Genomic DNA, 17,339 nt, shown 5'->3' on the forward strand with positions numbered 1-17,339 from the left:
TGATCCCCTCACGACGCGCCTCGTCGTAAGAGGAAGGCCTCTAGGCGCCGGCGAAGGCGGCCGCCCTGCGGCGGCGCAGGGCCGACCCCAGCCCGCCGAAACCCACCAGCATCAGCGCCCAGGTCGCCGGCTCCGGCACGCCGCCGGGCGCCCCGCCCGAACCCCGGGTCTCGGACGAGAAGGTGACGGGCGCCGTGCCATCATAGAGCGCGATGTCGAAGGCCAGGTCGCCGCCCGTGGTCGGGATGACGTTGGCGATCACCTGGACGAGGGGGTTGGAGCCGACCGGCCCGAACGCCGTCGTCAGGTCCTGCGGCGTGGTCGTCTTCCAGAGCAGGATGTTGCGCAGTCCGGGCAGGTAGGTGTCGAACGCCACCTGGCCGGTGAGGGTGTCGTTGTAGAGCGCCGTGGGCGTGAGGATCGTGAACCCATCGAACCCGTCGATCACGCCCTGGGCCGAGATCAGCGGATCCAGCGTCTGGAGGGTCCCGGCCGCCACCACCTGGTCGGTGTCGCCGGTCAGGGTGAAGGTGAAGCCGGCGTCGCTGAAGGCCTGGCCGTCGAGGTGTCCGCTCGCCGAGCCCGTGATGGTGTAGACCACCGGGGCGGCCTGGGCGGCCGACGCGGCGAGCGTGAAGGCGGCGAACGCCGCGATCAGTCCAGTTTTCACGATCGTCTCCGAACTTGCGCCGCCGTCGCGGACGCAGGGCGTCGGCGGCGGCGGCATGATTTGATGAGCGCCCTCGCGGGCGGCGGATATGGCGGGGTCAGGCGGCCTGGAGCGCCGCGGCGCCGCGGCGGCGAAGCATCGCCCCCAACCCGCCGAAGCCCAGCAGCATCAGCGCCCAGGTCGCCGGCTCCGGCACGCCGCCCACCGGCTCGTCGATGGCGACGCCGGCGCCCGCGTAGGTGAAGTCGTCGATGAAGGCGGCGTCGTGGTACGTCGTCAGCGCCTCGGTGTTCGTGAGCGTGGCCCGCGTGATGCTGGACGCCGAATAGCCGAAGTAGTCGCCGGCGTTGGATCCGTGCACCGGGCTCAGCGCGACGGCCTCGATCAGATCGGCGCCGTTGTAGACCGCGAGCGACCAGACGACGTCCGTCGCGCCGAAGTTGAAGGTGAAGGCGGTCACGGGGCTCGTGAAGTCGAACACCCATTGCAGCGTGTCGCCGGACCCGCCGTTGTCGAGATAGTGGCCGGAGGTGTTGTAGTTGCCGCCGTAGAGGCTATCGATGTGGAGCTGGCCGCTGCCGCCGGCTCCCGACAGCGTCACCCCGCCGAACGTCTTGCTTCCGAAGCTCGACAGCGGCTCCGCATCGAAATCGATCGTCGTCCCGCCCGCGACCGCAGCGTCCGTCGGCGCCCCGCCCGTCCCGGACAGGAAGGCGGCCGAAGCCGAACTCGCCGAAGCGATCATGAGAGCCGCGGCGACGCCGCCAAGAAGAACACGCATATCAAACCACCCCTGAAACCCATCGTTGGGCCGCAAGGCTAGGTGGGGCGCCCTCACGCGGTCAGGTGCATCGGCGTGCGCGGAATTGCACGGCTGCGCGCCTGAGGCGAAGTTCTCGCCCGAGACGGGAATTCCGACAGCCTATTGATTAACCTTACAGATTTCGGCTCGCACGCCGGCAAGCCGCGCGCGGCTGACCGGCAGGGGCTCGCCCGCCGCCATCTCCAGGCCCCAGCGGCCGCCCCGCGCCGAAAGCCGGCGCGCGTGGGCGAGATTGGCGATGGCCGAGCGATGGACCCGCAGGAACGGCGGCGGCAGCGTCTGCTCCAGTTGGTCGAGGCGCGCGGCGTGCAGCAGCGTGCGCCCGTCGGTCAGCCGCAGTTCGGCGTAGTCGTCGGCGCCGACGATGGCGGCGATATGGTCCAGCCGCACGATCTCCACGCCCCGGCCGGCGGCCACGCTCAGGCTGTCGGGCCGGGTCGCGGCCCGGACCAGCTCGTCCTCCCGCGCGGTCGCGAGGCGCCGCAGCCGCACGACCTCGGCCACCAGCAGCGCGAGCGCCAGGGCGGCCATCACCATGAACAGCGAGAGGTCGAGGAAGGCGTCCGGCGCCGCCAGCAGCAGCGCCAGGAAGCCGCCCAGCGCCGCCAGCGCCGCGCGCGCGCCGGGCGCGCCGCGCCTCAGGCCCAGCGCCGCCGCGACCGCCGAGACGCCCGCGCCCAGGATCAGCGCCAGGCCGGTGCGGGTGTCGAAGCCGATGGGCAGGACGGCGGCCACGGCGCCGGCCGCGGCGGTCAGCGCGGGCGGGAGCCAGCGGCGGCGCGCCAGGAACCGTTCGCCGGCGAAGGCCGACAGCAGCACAGCGAACGCCCAGGCCGCCGCCAGGATCACCACCAGGCGCACGGCCTGCACCGGATAGGCGTAGGGCAGCAGCGAGCGCCACATCTCCGCGCCGGCCTGCAGCAGCGCCGCGCCCGACAGCGCCGCGAGCAGCGCGCTGGAGCGGGTGCGCTCCAGGATCGCCAGCGCCAGGAAGTAGAGGCAGCCGGCCAGCAGCGCCCCCGCGGCGACCAGCGTCGGCGCCAGCCGCCAGGCTCCGCGCGGCGCCGGTCGGTCGGGCGCGATCCCGAACGCGTGGGTCGGCGCGCCCAGCCGGACGGGGCTCAGGTGGCCGGACATCCTCAGGGCGATCTCGTTGCCGTCCGCCCGCCAGAGGTCGGGCGGGATCGGGAAGCTCGCATCCATCAGGCCCGGCCGCTCGTCGGCGGGGTCGGCGGCGGGCCGTCCGTTGCGCCCGATGAGCACGCCGTTGAACCACACCTCCGAGGCGGCCATCGAGGAGATGTGGACGCGCATGGGTCCCGTCGGCGTCCCGCGGACCTGCGCGATCACCCAGATCAGCCGCTTCTGGGCGTCGATCCGATACCAGGGGACGGGCCGGCAACCGCGCCGCGCCGCGTCGCAGGCCTCGATCCCCGTGATCCGCGGCTCCGCCGGCGCGGTCTGGGCGTGCGCCGTCCCGGCGGCCAGCAGGGCGACGGCGAAGAGGAGCGCGCGGAGCATCGCGCCAACCTAACCCGCCGCGGCCGGCCCGCGGCGTCATTTCACCGATCCCGCCCGCCGTTTCGCCGAGCCGCGGCCCCACGACCGCGCGAGGCGCGCTCCTATCGGGGTTCCCGTGACCAAGGAGCGTTCATGTATCTCCGCACCCGGCGCGCGATCCTCGGGACCGCCGCCGCCTTCGCCCTCCCCGCCCTGATGCCGGGCGCCGCGCGCGCCGCGTTCAAGGCGGGGCCCGGCGAGTTCCGCGCCATCGACGGCTCGACCTCCGACGTCGTCTACGGCGAGTTCCAGGTCCCCGAGAAGCGCGGCGACCCGGCCTCGCGCACCCTCACCCTGCGCTACGCCCGCTTCCCGGCGACCACGCCAAATCCCGGGCCGCCGCTGGTCTATCTGGCCGGCGGACCAGGCGGGCCCGGCACGGGCACGGCGATGGGCCCCAGGTTCCCGATCTTCCAGGCCCTGCGGCAGGTGGGCGACGTGATCGCCTTCGACCAGCGCGGGACCGGCTACTCCAACCAGATCCCCCGCATCCGGCCGGTCCAGGCGCCCGAACTGTCCCTCACCCGCGACGGCATGACCGATTGGTATCGCGCCGAGCTCGTCCGCTGCTTCGGCCTGTGGCGCGACCAGGGGATCGCCATGGAGGCCTACAACACCGTCGAGAGCGCCCACGACCTCGACGACCTGCGCCGCCACCTGGGCGCCGACAGGATCGATCTCTGGGGCATCAGCTACGGCACGCATCTGGCCCAGGCGGCGCTGAAGTATCACGGCGACCGGATCGGCCGCGTGGCCCTGGCCAGCCTGGAGGGCCTGGACCAGACCGTGAAGCTGCCCGCGCGCGTCGACGGCTATCTGGAACGCGTGGCCGAGCTGATCCGCGGCGAGTCCGCCGCCCGCGCCGCCTGTCCCGACCTCGTTGGCCTGATGCGCCGGGTCCACGCCCGCCTCGACGCCGCCCCGTCCCGCGTGAGCGTCGTGCTCGACCGCGACGCCCCGCCCACCGAGGTGGAGGTCGGCGCCTTCCCGCTGCAGCTCATGGCCGGCGGCCTGGTCAAGAACCCCTCCAGCCTGGTGCGCCTGCCCCGCCTCTACGCCCAAATCGACAGGGCCGACGCGGCCGCCGCCGGCCGGATGATCGCGCTGGCGGTCGGCCGCATGGGCGGCGTGGGCGGCATGTCCGACGCCATGGACATGGCCTCCGGAATCTCCGCGGCGCGTCTGGCCCGCGTGGAGACCCAGGCGAAGACCGCGGTGCTGGGCGACGCGCTCAACTTCCCCATGCCGCACGTCCGCGGCGCCGTGGCCGGGATCGAGCTGGACGACAGCTTCCGCGCGCCCTTCCGCACCCGGGTCCCGGCGCTGCTGATCTCCGGCAGCCTCGACGGGCGCACGCCCCTGGCCGAGCAGCGCGAGGTGGGAAAGCAGTTCGCCGACAAGCGCTGGCTCACCGTCGAGAACGCCGGCCACGACGTGCTGGAGACGACGCCCGAGGTGGCGAAGCGGCTGGTCGCCTTCTTCCGGGGCGAGCGCCTGTCCGACGAGACCATCGCCCTGCCGCCGGTCAGCTTCGCGCCCGGATAGCGTGACGGCTCAGGTTGAAGATCCGCTCAACGCTTTGAAATTATTATATATCGTCATGGCCCGGCTTGTCCGGGCCACCCATGAACATTGACGGCGAGGGTCGGTTGATTGGGTCCTCGACCTAGGCGTCGAAGTCGAGCGTCACGCGGGCGCCACGCCCGCCCTGGTCGATGGCGATCTTCGACTTCAGGTTGGAGGCCATGGCCGAGACGACGCGCATGCCGAGGCCCGAGCCCTTCGCCCCGCCTTTCCCCGAATAGCCCACGCCGTCGTCCTCGACGATCAGGCGCGTGGCCGGCCCGCGCTGCTCCAGGCGCACGCGGATCTCGCCGCTCGCGCCTTCGGGATAGGCGTACTTCAGCGCGTTGGTGACCAGTTCGGTCACGATGATGCCCAGGGAGACCGCCTTGTCCGTGGCGACGGTGATCGGCGGCGACTCGAACCGGATCGTGTGGGCCGGTCCCGATTGCCGCGCCGTGGTCCACAGTTCCTGGACCAGGGTCCGCAGGTAGGCGTCGAGCTCGACGGCCTCGACGTCGTGCGAGGTATAGAGTCGGCGGTGAACGCCGGCGATGGCGTGGATCCGCGCCTGCATCTCCTCAAGGGCCCGCTTGGCGGACGGGTCCGAAACCGCGCTCGCCTGCAGGCGCGCGAACCCCGCCACCATCGCCAGCGAGTTGCTGACCCGGTGGTTCACCTCCTTCAGCAGCAGCTCGGCGCGGTCCCGCGCGGCGCGGACCTCGGCGTCGGCTTCCGCCTTGGCCCGGCGCAGCCGTTCCCGCTCCAGCGCGCCGGCGACCGCTTCCACCAGCAGCTCGCGGAAGTGGCCCTGCACGTCCTTCCAGACGTAGTCGACCGCGCCGCCCTTCAACGCCGCCACGGCGACCCGGCTGTCGTCGGACCCGGTCACGTAGACGACGGGCGGGCAGTTCGGCAGCGCCGCGAGTTGGGGCAGCACGTCCAGGCCGGTCTCGCCGGGCAGGTGGTGGTCCAGCGCCACGAGGTCGAACGTACTCTCCCCCGCGAGGGCGACGCCGGCGCTTCCCGACTGCGCATGGACCATCTCGTAGCCGGCGCGCGCGAGGGTTCGTTCGACGAGGCGCGCGAGTCCTTCGTCGTCCTCGATGTAGAGGATTCGCGGCCTAGGGGTCATCAGTCGGCCGGCGGCACCTGGATCACGGACAGGAACAGCCCGAGCTGCCGGATCGCGTTGGCGAAGCCTTCGTAGTTCACCGGCTTCGTGATGTAGACGTTCGCGCCCAGATCGTAGCAGCGCTTCACCTCGCGCTCGTCATCGGTGGTGGTCAGCACGATGACCGGGATGCGGCGCGTGTTCGCGTTGGACTTCACCTTCTCCAGTATGTCCACGCCGCTCATGTCGGGCAGGTTCAGGTCGAGCAGGATCAGGAGGTGGCGGTTGGCGCTGACCTCGCCCGATCCGTCCGGCCCCAGCAGGTATTCGACCGCCGTCGTGCCCGATTGGAAGGCGAGGACCTCGTTGCTCACGCCGGCGCGACGGATGTTGCGCTCGATCAGGCGCGCGTGACCCTCGTCGTCCTCGATCATGACGATGGAGACGGGACTTCCATTAGGCATTGGGCGACTCCGCGTAGAACGTGCTCAGAGTTTTCGGCAGGACGACCCGGAACGTCGCGCCGTGGTTCAGCCGGGAGTCGACAGATATCTCGCCGCCGAGGCGTCGCACCAGCGTGCGCACGTGCGCCAGGCCGATGCCTTCCCCCGGCCGATCCTGGGCGCCGGAGCGCCGGAAGAGCTCGAAGATCCGATTGAAGTCCTGGGGCGCGATGCCCCGGCCGTTGTCCTCGACCGACACCTCCACCCGGCTGCCCAGGTCGCGGGCCGACACCTCCACCCGGCCGGGTCGCTTCGGATCGAGGTATTTCACGGCGTTGTCCAGCAGGTTGCCGAACACCTGCTCCAGCGCCAGCCGGTCGGAAACGACGGTGGGAAGCTCGCCGTCGACGTGGAACACCGCGCCCAAGGCCTCGAACTGGTGGCCCAGGGCCTGGAACTGGCCTTCCACGAGCGGGCCCAGATCGATGTCCTCTGGCGTCAGAACGCGCCCGCCTTCCCGGGAGATCTTCAGGATCGCGTTGATGAGGCGGTCCATCTTCCGGGTCGAGGAGCGGATGAAGTCGAGCGCCTCGGGCATGTCCTCCTCGACGGCGACTTCCGCGTCGTCCTTGAGCGCGCCCTTTCGCTCGTTCGCGGGCGCGGTCACGAAGCGGCGGACGGCGCCCAGCCCCTCCTCCAGTTCGCTCGTGAAGCCCATGACGTTGACCAGCGGCGCGCGGAGGTCGTGGCTGACGATGTAGGCGAAGCGCTGGATCTCGTCGTTCGCGCGAACCAGGTCGGTGGTGCGGGCCGCCACCCGCGCCTCCAGTTCGCGGTTCAGCGCCTCGATCTCGCCGCGGGCGCGCAGCAGGTCGCGCGTGTAGCGCAGCGCGCTCCAGCCCGCGAACGCCACGAAGATCACCACCACGACGCCGCCGGCGACGCTCACCACGGCCTGGATGCGGGCGTTGTCCTGCAGGTCCCGGCTCGCGGCCTCCACGCGGCGGTCGGACGAGTCGATGATCTTGTCGGTCTCGGCCCGCACGCTGTCCATCAACGTCCGCCCCCGGTCGCTGTTGACGATGGCGAGCGCGGCGGCCCGGTCGCCGGACCGGACGAGCTCCAGCGTGTCGTCGAGTTCGGCGAACTTGGCGCGGACCAGCGCGGCGGCCTTGTCCATCTCGCCGTCGCGGCCCTCGGCGTTCAGCGCCGCATCGAGGGCGGCCAGCTCCCCGGGCAAGTCCCGCTGCGCGTCGAGGAAGGGTTGCAGATAGCTGTCCCGTCCGGTCAGCAGATATCCGCGCTGCCCGGTCTCGGCGTCCTGGGCCAGGCCCTGGAGCCGGTAGGCGTGGCTCCTTGTCTGCTGAGAGAGCTGCACCCTGTCGGCGCTGGCGCGCGCGCCGTTGGCCAGCCAGATCGAACCGGAGACCACGCCCAGCAGCACGACGCCGCCGGCGGTGAGCAAGATGAACGAGTCACGGATGATACGGGGGGCGCGTGTGGGCATGCTTCCGGGTTGGAGGTTCTTGGTCGGATAAGAAAGCTTGACCGCGCGTTCAGTTCCGCCGGCGCACGAACCGCAGCGCCGTCAGGGTCTCGGAAAAGCCCACCACCTTGTTGTCCACCAGGCCGCAGGCCTTGGCGGCGGCCATCACCTCGACGTCCTTGACCGTGGCCGCCTTTCCCTTGCGCGACACCACCCACAGCGCCCCCGTCTCGGCCAGGGCCGGGACCAGCCCGCCGATCCGGGCCAGCGCCTCGGCGCTGTCGGCGGCGTAGAACAGCAGGTCGATCGCCTCCAGGTCGTCGGCGATCCGCGCGCCCGCCGCCGTCAGCTCGCCGGCCAGCGCCTCGTCCTCCACGCCCAGGATCGCCGCGCGCATGGCCGGCTTCACGCCGATCTTCTGCATCCGCGTCTTCGGATTGGCGATCGCCCCGGCCCAGGCCGCCGCCGCCTTCTCGCCCAGCGCGAAGCGCGCGCCGTCCGCCAGCACCAGGTCGGCGCCCTCGGCGCGCACGCCCGCCAGCGCCTCGCCCGTCCAGGCGCGCCGCTCCCGGCCGCGGAAGATCAGCTTCGGCGGTTCGTACTGCAGTCGGCCCTCGTCCGCGCCGTCGGCGAACCGCGCCCCGACCTGTACGTCCTTGCCCATGAGGCCAGCGTTGCCTCAGCCCGCCCGTTCGGGCAACCCGAAGCGCTCGACAACAGGTGTCATCCCGGTTTCGCCACAGGCGAAGACCGGGACCCATGAACACCTGATCTGCCTGACGCATGCGCACGGCCAGCTGACGGACATACCGGCCAACTCACCACGCATGGGTCCCGGTCTTTGGCGTCGCCAAAACCGGGATGACAGCCTTGGTTGGCTTACGCCGCCTTGCCGAGGCTCAGGAACTCGTAGCGGGCCAGGTGGTGGTCGACCGAGCCGAAGGCGCTCTCGATCATGGTGGCGCGCTTGAAGTAGTGGCCGATCGCCATCTCGTCGGTCATGCCCATGCCGCCGTGCAGCTGGATGGCGTTCTGGCCCACGAACTTGCAGGCCTTGCCGATCTGCACCTTGGCGGCCGAGACCGCCTTCGCCCGCTCGGCGTCGTCGGTGACCTTGATGTTGGCCATGTAGGTCATCGAGATCGACTGCTCGACCTGGATGAACATGTCGACCATCCGGTGCTGCAGCACCTGGAACGAGCTGATCGGCTGGCCGAACTGCTTGCGCTGCTTGGTGTATTCCAGCGTGCCTTCGTGCAGCTTGCGCAGCACGCCGCAGGCCTCGGCGCAGGTGGCCGCGATGGCTTCGTCCACCACCTTCTCGATCAGCGGCAGGCCGTGGTCGGCCGTCCCGATCAGGGCGTCGGCGCCCAGGCTGACGTTCTCGAAGTAGACCTCCGAGGCGCGGTTGCCGTCCACGGTCGGATAGTCGCGGGTGGTGACGCCCTTGGCGCCCTTTTCCACCAGGAACACCGAGATCCCCTCGGCGTCGCGCATCCCGCCCGAGGTGCGGGCCGTGACGATCAGGTGGGTGGCGAACGGCGCGCCGACCACCACCGCCTTGTGGCCGTTCAGCGTCCAGCCGGCGCCGTCCTTCTTCGCCGTGGTCTCCAGGGCGGCCAGGTTGTAGCGGCCCTTCGGCTCGGCGGCGGCGAAGGCGAAGAGGGTCTTGCCCTCGATGATCCCGCCGATCAGGTCGGCCGCGCCGGCGTGGCCCGAATGCTTCAGGAAGCCGCCGCCGATCACCACCGTGCCCAGGTACGGCTCGACGACCAGCGCCTTACCGAACTCCTCCATCACCACCATGTTCTCGATCGGGCCGCCGCCCAGGCCGCCCAGCTCCTCCGAGAACGGCGCGCCCAGGATGCCCAGCTCCTCGGCGAAGGCCTTCCACACCTCCGGCCGCCAGCCCGGCTCCTTGGTCACCACGGCGCGCCGCTTGTCGAAATCGTAGTGGTCGGCCAGGTACGCGGCGACCGTGTCGCGCAGCATCGACTGTTCTTCGGTGAAGCTGAAATCCACGGGCGTCTACTCCATTGCCTCCCCTCCCCCTTGCGGGGAGGGGTTGGGGGTGGGGGCGCCGGCGCTGAGCCGGTCGAGAATTGTGCGGACGATGTCCTCGGGGCGTTCGGTGTTCCGGAACCGCATAACGCTGTAGCCGCGGCCTGTCAGCCATGCCTCACGGTCAGCGTCGCGCGCCGCGACCTCGGACAGCCTGTGGACGCCTCCGTCGAGCTCAACGATGAGCCGGGCGGAATGGCTGGCGAAGTCGACGATGTAAGGCCCCAGCGGAACCTGCCGCCGGAAATGCAACTCCGTCCCGCGCAGGACCTTCCAGAGCTGCTTCTCGGCGAACGTCGGCGCGCGGCGCATCCGCTTTGCCGCGGCGGCGGCCCGCTCTGACGTATGGATGGCGCCGGGCGCGCGCTCCCCTCCCCCTTGCGGGGAGGGGCCGGGGGTGGGGGTGAACCTGCTGGGTTCGCCGCCGACACCCCCACTCCCAACCCTCTCCCCGCAAGGGGGAGAGGGCTCTGAGCGGCCATTCGCCGACATGGGCGCCAGCCTCAGAGTCCCAGCACCATCTTGGCGATGATGTTGCGCTGGATCTCGTTCGAGCCGCCGTAGATCGAGGTCTTGCGGCCGTTGAACATCTCCCCGGCCAGGCCCTCGGCGTAGTCGGGCCCGATCGGCAGGTTGGTCTTGGCCATGTCGCGCAGGAACGGCGCGCCGTAGTGGCCCACCGCCTCCAGCGCCAGCTCCTGCAGGCGCTGCTGGATCTCGGTGCCCTTGATCTTCAGGATCGAGCTTTCCGGGCCCGGGCCCTTGCCGCTCGACTCCCCGGCCAGCGTCCGCAGCTCGGTGAACTCCAGCGCCGTCAGGTCGATCTCCAGCTCGGCCACCTTGCGGCGGAAGAACGCGTCCGAGATCAGCGCGCCGCCGGTGTCGCTCCGCTCGGTGCCCGAGATCTCGCGCAGCTTCTCCAGGTTGCGCTTCGAGCGCGCCACCCCGGCGATGCCCGTGCGCTCGTGCGCCAGGAGCGCCTTGGCGCAGGTCCAGCCCTGGTTCTCGTGGAAGATCCGGTTCTCCACCGGCACCTTCACATTGTCGAGGAAGACGTCGTTGACCTCGTGGCCGCCTTCCAGGGTGATGATCGGGCGCACGGTGATGCCCGGCGTCTTCATGTCGATCAGCAGGAACGAGATGCCCGACTGCGGCTTGGCGTCGGGGTCGGTGCGCACCAGGAAGAAGCCCCAGTCGGCGTACTGGCCCAGCGTCGTCCACGTCTTCTGGCCATTGACGATGTAGTACTCCTTGCCGTCGTCGCCCTTCACCCGCTCGGCGCGGGTCTTCAGGCTGGCGAGGTCCGAGCCGGCGCCCGGCTCGGAGTAGCCCTGACACCACCAGACTTCGCCGTTGTAGATGTCGGGCAGGAACTTCTTCTTCTGCTCGTCGGTGCCGAACGTGTAGATCACCGGCGCCAGCATCGACATGCCGAACGGCAGGATCGGCAGGCAGTCGGCCTTCGCGGTCTCTTCCGACCAGATGTACTTCTGCGTGGGCGTCCAGCCCGTGCCGCCCAGCTCCTTCGGCCAGCCCGGGGCCACCCAGCCCTTCTTGGCGAGCACCTTGTGCCACATCAGGTACTCTTCCTTGGTCAGCGTGCGCCCCTCGTCCTGGGCGGCGCGCAGCTGGGCCGGATAGTTCTCCTTGATGAACGTGCGGACTTCTTCGCGGAAGGCGTCTTCCTCGGGCGTGAAGTCGAGGTTCATGGGTGTCTCCCTGGACGTGTGGCTTACGCCGTATCGGCTTGCGGCGATCCTATACGCGCGGGTGTGACAGGAGAAAAGATGACGCTTACGTCAAGGTAAGCAACGACATCGCCCCGAGCCTCCCCCACCCCCCGTCATCCCGGTTTCGGCCCAGCCGAAGACCGGGACCCCCGAGCGCGGGGGGTGCGTCGGTCGGTGGGAAGACCGGGGCTGGCGCAGCAACCGGTCGCTGTCGGCAGGATTGGACCAGGGCTCGACGCCTACGGGCGGACACTGTTCGCGAACTTCGGCCGATCCAACGCCTTGCGGAGCCGCTCGGAGAACCAAATGGCATAACGACGGTTGACGGAAGCCGGTAGCGTGAGATCATTTCGCAACCAGGGGGCGATTCGATGAAGAACTTGAAAGCTTTGACCGACGAGGAGGCGCTCGTCGCTGGCCTGGACGTGTTCGCCAAGTCGCGCGACCTGCAGAAGAATCCGCCCAAGGACGGCGAGACCCTGCAGGAACTCGGCATTGGGCCGAGCAATCTCGATGGCCCTGTCCGGGCGTGGATCAACGCGAAGTTTCGCAGACCCAGGGACTGGCCGTTGTTCGTATCGGGCGATCTGACCGTCGATATGAAATGGAGCGACTTTAGAAAGAAGGTGCTCACCCACAACGACAAGTCTGCAAAGGCTCTCAAAGCCGCTGCAACCCCGAAGCCGCCGTCAAAGGCGTCCCCGAAGGGAAAGGCCAATAGGAAGCCGGCCACGGCTACAAGCGCGGGGGCCAAGTGATGCGAGCCTGCTTTGTCCCCATTGCCCTCGCCCTGACGGCGAACGCAGCGCAAGCTCAGACGGAAAACGCACCCAAGTTCACGCTCAACGGGGACGAGGCGCCCAAGTCCAAGCCGTGGACGGAGCCGGCCGCCTTCACCTACACCAAAGACGCTGGCGACAAGGCCTCGGTCTCAATCGACGTGGCCGGCCGGGTTGATTGGCGCCTCGGCAGCGTGGCCGAGACGACCAACACTGGCTTCATTCGGGCCGTCGCGCACCGAAACACCGACAAGGGCAGCCAGGTAGAGTCCTATGCCGGCGAGTTCGGCATGCATTTCGAGCCGAATACAGTTCCTAAGGGCTCCACAGCGCCGGCGGACTTCGCGCGCGCCTGGTACTTCTTCAACGATCTGTCGCTGGGCTACAGCTACAAGACCAATTTCGACGATGAGAAGGAGGGCTGCGACGGGATCCCGCGGCCGGCCAGTTGCACGCGCTCGCACGAAGGGTCGGCGCGGCTGAAGTGGACCGTGCAACCCTTCCAAGCGGCCCTCGAAACCGTCCCGGCCTTTATGGACGGCAAGCCCACTGACGACAGCCCTGCGCTGGCCTACTCGTTCGGCCCGACCCTGACCCTCTTTTCCGACCAGGTCGTGCATGCCAAGGTCGACGCCGGTGGCGCCAAGCCGAAGGGCAACGTCACCGGTGCCTCTGCCGGACTAGCGCTTGCCGTCAGCCCGCGCCTCTTCGCTTATCGGCTCATCCTACGGGGCTCCGTACAGCAGACGGAGGCCCTGGAGCGCGGCGACCGCCGTCGCGCCGCCTTTCCACGCAGCAGCACTTTGGGCTCGATCTCGATCGACTATGAACTGGGCGCGCGATCGTTCGAGGAAGGACCGGCCTGGGTGCCGTCGTTCGGCGTCTCCTACACCAAAGGGGACGACCCACTCTCGGGCAAGTTGGACCAGGAGCAGACCGTCGTAGGGATCAAGCTGACCTACAAAGCGCCCTAGCGGCGATCCCGCGTCGCTGACGGGCGAGGGAGGAGAGGGACGATGAGCGAGGGCCTGAGCGCACCGCGTGCGATGGGCGCACACAACAACCTGCACGGCGTGCTCTTCAACGCCACGAGCGCGGAATATTATGCGCTCACGCTCCAATGCTACCAGCTCGCCCGCCACGCCTTGCTGCAACGGTTGGCAGAAGGGACATTCCGCAGGCCCGCCGTGGTAATGGATCTCGACGAGACGGTCCTGGATAACTCACCGTACCAAGCTTGGCTGATCGCCAGCGGCTCGAACTTCCACGATTCCAGCTGGGACGCTTGGTGCGCGGCCGCCCAGGCCGAAGCCGTCCCCGGCGCCGTCGAGTTCGTTCGCTTCGCACAGGCGCAGGACGTCGAAGTGCTCTTCATCACCAGCCGCACCAACGCGACCCGAGAGGCCACGGCGCGAAACCTTCATCTGCTCGGGCTCCTGTCGCAGGAGGAACTCGACGCAGAGCTGAAGGCAGGTGAATCTAAGGACCACGCGAACGAGACGCGCCTTTTCATGAAGGGCATGCCGTCGCTAGAGGTCGAGAGGCCTTCGGGCGGCACACTCTATCCGCTCAAGAATAAGTTTCAGCAGCGTCGCTTCTGCGAAGAGGTTCGTAGTTTCGAGGTGGCGCTGTCCATTGGCGACAATCTGGCCGACTGGGCAGAGTATTATGGTGGAGTGTTCGACAAGGACGGCAATCCTGTAAAAGGGACGCATCCGACCGTCGGAAGCCGCCGCGCCGCCGCCTTCCAGGACTCTCAGCTTTTCGGCAGAGACTTTATCCTCCTGCCCAACGCCACCTATGGCGGTTGGGTGCGCGCGTTCGAGGTCCAGGGCTTCGGCGCCTCCGACGAACTGGCCTACACGCCCGGAATCGTACGCCAGCCGTTGCAGGAGCCGCAGGACGAGTTTGTCTTCCCGGAAGGCAAAGCCAAGGCGACCGCTCCCAAGCTTGCGCCGACGAACCTGCGAATCTGGAAGGGACCAGCCTGAAATACATCGAACTGGGCGCCAAACCCGCGAAGCCAGGGCCGGGCTGCCGAGTTCACGGCGCGACGTTCGGCTAGGAGCCGGTCCGGCGACAATGCCCCTCTCCGAAAAGGGGTGTGAAGAGCGCGCAACCGGTTGCTGGTTAGGCTGTCAGCGCCGAACAGCTCCTACATGGCCCGACCCCAATGTTCGCAACTGGCGGATTTCGACCATCTCTCCCCATCACCCCATTTCACGCCTCCCGCCTTCTCGCGGCCTTGACGACCGACCCTTGATGTTCTATTTTTGTTCTCATGTCCGCCGTCGCCGACCTGCAGGGCCTGTCCGACCTCAGCCAGTGCGCCTATGCGCTGGGGATGGCGTTCGGGCGGCAGGCCGAGGCCGCCGAAGACGACGAGCGGCGGCTGCGGTTCTACGAGCTGTTCGAGCGCTGCTTCCACGGCTACCGGGTGGCCGTGGCGCTGAAGCTGCGGCTGGCGCACGCGGCGCCCAGGATCGCGGCCTCCGACGCCGAGGACCTGCGCGATCGCGACCCGCCCGACCGCGAAGCCCCCAATCACGAGGCGTCCGATCACGAGGCGCCTGACCGCGACCCGCGCGAGCGGATCGAATACGACCGGGACCGCGAGGCCGCCAGCCTGCCGATCCTGATCAAGACGCTGGACGGCGTGGCCGCCGGGGCCGAGGGCCTGCCGGGCCCGCACCGGGCCGAGCTTCCCACCCTGCGCGAGCTGCTCGCACGGATGGCCGCCAGCCCGCCCGCCCTCAGACCGCCCGCCGCCAAGCCCCCGCATCGCGAGACGGCCTCGGAGGCCGCGGTCGCCGTGCTGGCGAGGCCGCGAACGGCGCCCGCGCCCATCAGGTCGCGGCTGCTGCTGGGCGCGGCCCCGGCGATCCCGCCGCCACGCCGCCGCGCGACCGGCCCGCCCCCGCGCTGAGCGCACCCAAGTCCTCTCCTAAGCGCCGGAGCCAACGCTCCTCCCCCGCAAAGCGGGGGAGGTGGCTCGCGGCGCATGCCGCGAGACGGAGGGGGCGTGGGCCGATGAGAGCGCCGGCTTGGCGACTCGAGTGACCCACCCTCGCCGTCATCGCCCGGCTTGTCCGGGCGACCCATGAACACGGACGTCGGCCAGTTCGGCGGCGGCGCGCCGTCCTGGCCTGCGCGCACACTGTTTATGGATGGCCCGGACGAGCCGGACCATGACGACCTGTCGTGTTTTCAATCCATGGATCGGGCCTTCGGCCCACGCGCGAAGCTCATTCCGCCGGAGACCTTGCTTGGGGCGCGGCTTCGACGTCTCACGCGGCAGCGCCCCCTCCGGCGCTGCGCGCCACCTCCCCCGCTTCGCAGGGGAGGAGCGATCGGCGCGCCGCCGGCCCGAGGATCAGTCCCCGTTCGTGGTGATCTGGAACATGATCGGGATGCGGATGGTGCGGCCGGCGGTGGCCGTGCCGTCGGGCGCGGTGGCCGTCATCCGGAACAGCGGCGCCAGCTCCATGGCCGCCAGGCCGAACTCCAAGCCCACCGGGTCCTCGATCTCGACGCTGCAGCCGTCCAGCGAGCCCTCGGCCGCCACGCGGCATTCCAGCAGCACCGCGCCGCTCTTGCCGGCCTTCACGGCGGTGGGCGGATAGACGCTGGCGATGTCCTGGCCGGTCGGGGTCGCGATCCACTCCACCTCGCGCAGCGCCGGCGTCGGCGCGGCCTGGACGGCGGCGGCGGACGTCACGGCGGCCGTGGCCAGGGCGATGAGGTGCAGCATTTCGGTCCCCCCGTATTGGTTATCGAAACGTTACGGCAAGAGCCGTGCCAGCGCCAACACGCCTTGAAGCCGCCCCCGAAGGCGGCCACACCTGCCCCCTCCATGCCACGCATCGTCACCTACAACGTCCACCGCTGCGTCGGGACCGACCGTCGCCTGGACGTGGCCCGCATCGCCGAGGTGCTGGCCCGGCTCGAACCCGACATCGTGGCGCTGCAGGAGCTCGACGTCGGCCGGCGGCGGACCAACCATGTCGACCAGGCCCACGAGATCGCCCAGCGGCTGGCGATGACCCACCACTTCCACGCCGCCATGCGGGTGGAGGAGGAGCGCTACGGCGATGCGATCCTCACCTCCCTGCCCGAGCGGCTGGTCAAGGCCGGGCCGCTGCCCGGCTATCCCCGCGTGCCGGGGCTGGAGCCCCGCGGCGCGCTCTGGGTGGAGGTCGGCGTCGGCGGCCGGCCGCTGCAGGTCATCAACACCCACCTGGGCCTGGTGCCGCGCGAGCAGCAGATCCAGGCGGCCCATCTCGCGGGCGCGGCCTGGCTGGAGAACGACGCCCTGACCTGGCCGGCGATCCTGCTGGGCGACTTCAACGCCACGGCCGGCTCGGTGGTCTACCGCACCCTCTGCGCGCCGCTGAAGCCCGCGCGCAAGCTGGCGCCGCGCCGCGAACCCGACGCCACCTTCCCGTCGGCCCTGCCGGTCCTGCGCATCGACCACCTGTTCGTGAGCCCGGGCGTCGAGGTGAACGCCGTCTTCGCGCCGCTCGATCCCCTCACCCGCGTGGCCTCCGACCACCTGCCCCTGGTGATGGACTTCGAGCTGGCCTGAGCCGTTCAGGGCTCGGCGGCGTGGGCGTAGCTGAACACGCGCGCCATGCGCCAGCCGTCGGGGGCCAGCTTCCAGAGCTGCACGAAATGGGCGCGGCCGGCCAGCCGCTCGGGCCCGTCGCCCTTGCGCTCGTAGAAGACGTGGTCGCCCTCCTCGATCGCCCCGTAGCCGGGGACCGGATAGGCCGCGAGGCTGCCGGCCACCAGTTCGCGGCGCGAGCGCCAGGCGCCGGGCGCGGCCCGCTCGGCGCATTCCTTGGCGTAGGTCGCGACGAACGGGCCGGCCGAGGTCGCCACTACTCCGCCGCGGTCGTGATACATCTCGAAGTCGCCGGTCAGCATGCCGGCCAGGCGCGCCGGGTCGCATCCGCGGAAGAACAGCTCGAAGAACTCGGCGTCGCGCTTGGCGATGGCCTCGGTGAGGGCCGCGCCTTCGGGCAGGGCCGGTCCCTTGGCTGGCGTCTGGGCGGCGGCGGGGACGGCGAGCGCCGCGGCGACGGCGGCGAGGACGAGGCTGCGCATGGCG

At 69.9% G+C, this 17,339-nt stretch carries 18 protein-coding genes; 6 read left to right on the plus strand and 12 right to left on the minus strand.

Features of this window, described 5'->3' with window-relative positions:
* Positions 1-40 precede the first annotated feature (40 nt).
* From GC203_RS03635 to GC203_RS03645, 3 genes are all read right to left on the minus strand, one after another.
* Positions 41-670 carry a PEPxxWA-CTERM sorting domain-containing protein gene (locus tag GC203_RS03635; RefSeq protein WP_293451435.1) on the minus strand — a complete coding sequence of 210 codons (630 nt, stop codon included), beginning with the start codon at positions 668-670 and terminating at the stop codon, positions 41-43.
* 97 nt (positions 671-767) lie between these two features.
* On the minus strand, positions 768-1,451 hold the full coding sequence (locus GC203_RS03640; protein ID WP_293451437.1) for a PEPxxWA-CTERM sorting domain-containing protein: 684 nt from the start codon (positions 1,449-1,451) through the stop codon (positions 768-770).
* 141 nt (positions 1,452-1,592) lie between these two features.
* A complete protein-coding gene (locus GC203_RS03645) occupies positions 1,593-3,014 on the minus strand; it encodes a LytTR family DNA-binding domain-containing protein (RefSeq protein WP_293451439.1) in 1,422 nt (473 codons plus the stop codon).
* Between the two features lie 132 nt (positions 3,015-3,146).
* Here GC203_RS03645 and GC203_RS03650 point away from each other — a divergent pair, with 132 nt between their 5' ends.
* The gene (locus GC203_RS03650; protein WP_293451441.1) at positions 3,147-4,598 is read left to right on the plus strand and encodes an alpha/beta fold hydrolase; all 1,452 of its coding nucleotides are present in this window, start codon (positions 3,147-3,149) and stop codon (positions 4,596-4,598) included.
* A 121-nt stretch (positions 4,599-4,719) separates the two neighbouring features.
* Here the strand turns inward: GC203_RS03650 and GC203_RS03655 are convergent, their stop codons facing one another.
* The 7 genes from GC203_RS03655 to GC203_RS03685 all read right to left on the minus strand — a co-directional run bounded on the left by GC203_RS03655 (position 4,720) and on the right by GC203_RS03685 (position 11,429).
* Positions 4,720-5,751, minus strand: coding sequence for a histidine kinase dimerization/phosphoacceptor domain -containing protein (locus tag GC203_RS03655; RefSeq protein WP_293451443.1), 1,032 nt, complete (start codon positions 5,749-5,751; stop codon positions 4,720-4,722).
* Positions 5,751-6,194: a response regulator gene (locus tag GC203_RS03660; protein ID WP_293451445.1), complete on the minus strand. Its 444-nt coding sequence runs from the start codon at positions 6,192-6,194 to the stop codon at positions 5,751-5,753. The genes GC203_RS03655 and GC203_RS03660 overlap by 1 nt, the downstream gene beginning before the upstream one ends.
* Complete coding sequence (locus tag GC203_RS03665; protein WP_293451447.1) at positions 6,187-7,680, minus strand: CHASE3 domain-containing protein; 1,494 nt, start codon at positions 7,678-7,680, stop codon at positions 6,187-6,189. Before GC203_RS03665 ends, GC203_RS03660 begins: the two co-directional genes overlap by 8 nt.
* A 49-nt stretch (positions 7,681-7,729) precedes the next feature.
* A complete protein-coding gene (locus GC203_RS03670) occupies positions 7,730-8,323 on the minus strand; it encodes a DUF3052 domain-containing protein (protein ID WP_293451449.1) in 594 nt (197 codons plus the stop codon).
* A 215-nt stretch (positions 8,324-8,538) separates the two neighbouring features.
* Positions 8,539-9,681, minus strand: coding sequence for an acyl-CoA dehydrogenase family protein (locus GC203_RS03675; protein ID WP_293451451.1), 1,143 nt, complete (start codon positions 9,679-9,681; stop codon positions 8,539-8,541).
* A gap of 6 nt (positions 9,682-9,687) precedes the next feature.
* Complete coding sequence (locus tag GC203_RS03680) at positions 9,688-10,071, minus strand: endonuclease domain-containing protein (RefSeq protein WP_293451724.1); 384 nt, start codon at positions 10,069-10,071, stop codon at positions 9,688-9,690.
* 152 nt (positions 10,072-10,223) lie between these two features.
* On the minus strand, positions 10,224-11,429 hold the full coding sequence (locus tag GC203_RS03685; RefSeq protein ID WP_293451453.1) for an acyl-CoA dehydrogenase family protein: 1,206 nt from the start codon (positions 11,427-11,429) through the stop codon (positions 10,224-10,226).
* Positions 11,430-11,821: 392 nt separating this feature from the next.
* On the opposite strand from GC203_RS03685, the gene GC203_RS03690 reads away from it, so the two are divergent.
* The 4 genes from GC203_RS03690 (at position 11,822) to GC203_RS03705 (ending at position 15,155) form a co-directional block, all read left to right on the plus strand.
* Entirely contained in the window at positions 11,822-12,208 is a 387-nt protein-coding gene (locus GC203_RS03690) for a hypothetical protein (protein ID WP_293451455.1), read from the plus strand.
* Positions 12,208-13,203 carry a hypothetical protein gene (locus tag GC203_RS03695; RefSeq protein ID WP_293451457.1) on the plus strand — a complete coding sequence of 332 codons (996 nt, stop codon included), beginning with the start codon at positions 12,208-12,210 and terminating at the stop codon, positions 13,201-13,203. The genes GC203_RS03690 and GC203_RS03695 overlap by 1 nt, the downstream gene beginning before the upstream one ends.
* 42 nt (positions 13,204-13,245) lie before the next feature.
* A complete protein-coding gene (locus tag GC203_RS03700) occupies positions 13,246-14,220 on the plus strand; it encodes an HAD family acid phosphatase (RefSeq protein WP_293451459.1) in 975 nt (324 codons plus the stop codon).
* A gap of 290 nt (positions 14,221-14,510) precedes the next feature.
* On the plus strand, positions 14,511-15,155 hold the full coding sequence (locus GC203_RS03705; protein WP_293451461.1) for a hypothetical protein: 645 nt from the start codon (positions 14,511-14,513) through the stop codon (positions 15,153-15,155).
* Positions 15,156-15,602: 447 nt separating this feature from the next.
* On the opposite strand, the gene GC203_RS03710 is transcribed toward GC203_RS03705, so the two are convergent.
* Entirely contained in the window at positions 15,603-15,980 is a 378-nt protein-coding gene (locus GC203_RS03710) for an energy transducer TonB (RefSeq protein WP_293451463.1), read from the minus strand.
* Between the two features lie 102 nt (positions 15,981-16,082).
* Between GC203_RS03710 and GC203_RS03715 the strand changes: the two genes are divergently transcribed.
* Entirely contained in the window at positions 16,083-16,814 is a 732-nt protein-coding gene (locus GC203_RS03715) for an endonuclease/exonuclease/phosphatase family protein (protein WP_293451465.1), read from the plus strand.
* A 5-nt stretch (positions 16,815-16,819) separates the two neighbouring features.
* Here GC203_RS03715 and GC203_RS03720 read toward each other — a convergent pair whose 3' ends face one another.
* Entirely contained in the window at positions 16,820-17,335 is a 516-nt protein-coding gene (locus GC203_RS03720; RefSeq protein ID WP_293451467.1) for a nuclear transport factor 2 family protein, read from the minus strand.
* Between the last annotated feature and the right edge of the window lie 4 nt (positions 17,336-17,339).

Source organism: Phenylobacterium sp. (assembly GCF_016124325.1).
GTDB lineage: Bacteria > Pseudomonadota > Alphaproteobacteria > Caulobacterales > Caulobacteraceae > Phenylobacterium.